Genomic DNA, 3,561 nt, shown 5'->3' on the forward strand with positions numbered 1-3,561 from the left:
CATTACGTGAGAATGACGGCAGGCCGGGGCTGTACGCCGAAGCAAGCTATTTGGGCTCCGGGAACCAGTTGGACAGCCAACCGAATTAAGGCCTAATGAGGGCTTCCAACGCCTATTTGCCTTCTGGCTGACGCGCAAGCGTTCGGTAGACAGTCGGGCGCGAAACCGAAAATAGTTCAGCCAGGTCGCCGATGGAGTAGGTGCCGTCGCTATGCATTCGACACAACTCTTTTTGCTGTTTGATGGAAAGTTTAGGCTGCTTGCCTCGCAGCTTTCCTTTAGCACGCGCAATCGCCATTCCTTCACGGGTGCGCAAGCGAATCAGGTCGGCCTCGAATTCAGCGAAAGTGGCCAGGATGTTGAAAAACATTTTGCCCATTGGATCGGTTGGGTCGTACACGCTTGAACCAAGAGCCAACTTTATACCGCGTGCAATCAGTGCATCGGCTATGTGGCGAGCATCTGGGACTGACCTGGCTAATCGGTCGAGTTTTGGAACCACAAGCGTGTCACCAGACCGAACAGCAGCCAGCGCCTGATCGAGTCCTGGTCTAGAGCGGTGGGTACCGGTTAACCCGTGATCCGTATAAATGCGATCAGACGCCACGCCCAGTGCGATGAGCGCAGACTGTTGTGCACTGAGGTCCTGTTTGTCCGTCGAGCAGCGAGCGTAGCCAATAAGTGTCGTTGTCATGCAGAATTTTGTACGCTTAAGGGGGGATGATTGATAAATTAATCGTACCATCTAAATGAGACTTGGTCGGCCTTTACTTTTCTAGACCCGTTGTGGCGGTGTCAGATGTCCGTTGAAGGGCCGGCTAACGGACACACGCAAACCGGATCACTGCGCATGTACGTGGTCTTAACGGTCGCCAAGGCGCTATTGGAAACGCTTAAGGAGAGAGGAGCCAGGCGATGCCGCGCAAGACACTCCCCACCGAGGTCTTGGTTGATTTGTCGAGACGGTTGGCGACGTTGCCGACGCGCAGCCATGAGCGCCGCTTGCTCATTGCATCAACGGCGCAAGCCTATGGCGTTTCCGAGCCAACCCTATACCGGGCACTGGCCGAACGCGTGCGGCCGAAGGCGCTGCGTCGTGCTGACCGGGGTGTACCGCGTCTGTTACCGACCGAAGAAATGGAACGCTACTGCGAGCTGGTCGCTGCAATCAAGGTGCGCACATCGAACAAGAAAGGCCGCCACCTTTCGACGGGCCAATCTATCCGCCTATTGGAAGTGTCCGGTGTCAGCACGCCCGACGGCTTTGTCAAGTTGCCAATCGGTACGCTGAACAAGACAACGGTCAACCGTTACTTGCATCAATGGGGCTATGACCGGACCACGCTAGGACGACCGCCGCCCGCCGTGCGTTTCCAGGCGGAACATAGCAATGACTGCTGGCAGTTCGACATGAGCCCGTCTGACCTAAAACACATCGAGGCGCCGTCATGGCTGCGGGCAGACCTGAAAGCACCGACCCTGATGTTGTTCAGCGTGGTCGATGATCGCAGTGGCACCGCCTACCAGGAGTATCGCTGTGTCTACGGTGAAGACGTCGAGTCAGCGTTACGCTTCCTGTTCCGGGCGATGGCGATCAAGGAATCGTCCGACCATCCGCTGCAAGGCATTCCGAAGATGATTTACCAAGACTGTGGTCCGGTGAGTCGCAGCCAGATTTATCAGCGTGTGATGCGCTATCTCGGCGTCGAAGTGCGGACCCATATGCCGGCGGGTTCCGATGGTCGACGCACCACAGCACAGGCGACAGGCAAAGTTGAGCGGCCCTTTCGCACGGTCAAGGAAATGCACGAAACGCTGTATCACTTCAATCAGCCTCATGACGAAGCAGAGGCCAACGCTTGGCTGCTGAACTTCCTGGTGCGTTATAACGCGATGAACCACCGTCTTGAGCCTCATTCACGAATCGAGGACTGGTTGACCCACCTGCCTGCGCAGGGGGTACGTGCCATGTGCACATGGGAGCGCTATTGCACCTTCGCCAGAGAGCCGCAGAGGCGCAAGGTCAATAGCGACGCACGTGTAGTCGCCAACGGTACCCAATACGAGGTTGATGTGGAATTAGCGGGTGAAGAGGTGATCTTGTGGTGGGGACTTTTCGATCAGGAGCTTTACATCGAACACGGCGACAGACGCTTTGGCCCCTATTTGCCAGTTGGCGGGCCGATCCCACTGCATAAGTTTCGCACGTTCAAGAAATCCGTCGCGCAGACGCGCGCCGATCGCATCGAGGACTTGGCCCGCCAGCTTTGCGTTGCGCGCGAAACAATGCAGGACCATCCCGAGCTACGTGGTTTCTCAGACCCAGTGCATGTGCCCACGCAAGCCTTTATCGATCCGGATCCGTTTCAACAATTAACCTATCCAAACCAGCACGCCGCCAAGTTGGCGATAGCCGATTTTCTTGGAACGCCACTGGGGCGGTTGCCGACCGAACAGCTCGATACCATCAACGCGATTGTAAAAAGCACGCTCAATAAACAAGACGTCCTGACGCAGGTTCGTTCCTTCATGGCTCAACCTCGGGAGACTCCCCACCATGCTGAGTGATATTCGTAGTCATTACGGCTTTACCCGTGACTTCAGCCTCCTAAGCCAGTGTGCGTTCTTCGAGACGGCGCAATTACAGCTGGTCCTGAAGGAATTGAAGTTGGCGATCAAGGACGGCAAGCTGATTGTTCTATCGGGCATGGTAGGCACAGGCAAGACCTCGACCTTACAACGAATTCAGGCATCGCTTGAACAGGAAAAGGAAATCCTGATCGCCCAATCGCTGGCCTTGAACATCGGTCACGTCACCATCGAGACGCTGGAACTGGCGCTATTTTGTGATTTGGCGACCGACAAAGACGAACCGATGCCGAAGAAAAGTGAGCAGCGACCGCGCGCTTTGCGCGAGCTGATCAAGAAAAAGAAGAAACCTGTTGTCTTGTTCATTGATGATGCCCACCAGCTCAGTGAAGACACATTACTGGGCCTAAAGCGGCTGATGGAAGTCATGCGCGGCGGGAAAAGTCCCTTGTCGATCGTCATGGCTGGGCACCCTAAATTGCGCAACGACCTTGTGCATCCTTCGATGGAGCAGATTGGAGGGCGTGTAACGCTGTTCGAGTTCGACAGCTTGGGGCCGGACCGCCGTGCCTATCTGGACTGGGTACTCTCGCAGGTGAGCGCATCGAAGACCAAGCCCCAAGCTTTGTTGACCGATGCCGCGGCTACGCTACTCTGCGAGCGCCTAGCAACGCCGTTGCAGTTCGAACTCTATCTGGACCGGGCGTTCACCGAAGGCTTTCGTGTGGGGCAGAAGCCAATTGACGTGGACACCATTGAAGCGGTTCTGTCGCCGGACTTGAATGCCATGGGCGCACGCCTGATGCGCAACGGGTACAACGTCAAGCAACTGACCGACACCTTGGGTGTCAAGCCGCGCGAGGTGCGCTCCTTCCTCGCTGGCCAACTCGCGGCAGAACGTACGCAGGAACTGCATGACCGGCTGTTGGCGGCGGGCGTGCCGGTATGATGCGGCGTCATTCTCACGTAATG

General features: G+C 56.4%; 3 protein-coding genes. 2 read left to right on the forward strand and 1 reads right to left on the reverse strand.

What is annotated here, in order from left to right; all coding sequences use genetic code 11:
- Positions 1-112: 112 nt before the first annotated feature.
- Positions 113-694 (reverse strand): recombinase family protein, encoded by a 582-nt coding sequence (locus tag ALO80_RS02955; protein ID WP_055007872.1) that lies wholly within the window; start codon positions 692-694, stop codon positions 113-115.
- A gap of 221 nt (positions 695-915) precedes the next feature.
- Here ALO80_RS02955 and ALO80_RS02960 point away from each other — a divergent pair, with 221 nt between their 5' ends.
- Both ALO80_RS02960 and ALO80_RS02965 read left to right on the forward strand, forming a co-directional pair.
- On the forward strand, positions 916-2,568 hold the full coding sequence (locus ALO80_RS02960) for an integrase (protein WP_055007873.1): 1,653 nt from the start codon (positions 916-918) through the stop codon (positions 2,566-2,568).
- Complete coding sequence (locus ALO80_RS02965) at positions 2,558-3,538, forward strand: ExeA family protein (RefSeq protein WP_055007874.1); 981 nt, start codon at positions 2,558-2,560, stop codon at positions 3,536-3,538. Before ALO80_RS02960 ends, ALO80_RS02965 begins: the two co-directional genes overlap by 11 nt.
- Positions 3,539-3,561: the final 23 nt, after the last annotated feature.

It is taken from the genome of Pseudomonas caricapapayae (assembly GCF_001400735.1).
Taxonomy (GTDB): Bacteria; Pseudomonadota; Gammaproteobacteria; order Pseudomonadales; family Pseudomonadaceae; genus Aquipseudomonas; species Aquipseudomonas caricapapayae.

Coding starts and splice junctions, on each gene's coding strand:
- ALO80_RS02955 (WP_055007872.1), bottom strand. CDS start 694: ATGACAACGACACTTATTGGCTACGCTCGCTGCTCGACGGACAAACAG.
- ALO80_RS02960 (WP_055007873.1), top strand. CDS start 916: ATGCCGCGCAAGACACTCCCCACCGAGGTCTTGGTTGATTTGTCGAGA.
- ALO80_RS02965 (WP_055007874.1), top strand. CDS start 2,558: ATGCTGAGTGATATTCGTAGTCATTACGGCTTTACCCGTGACTTCAGC.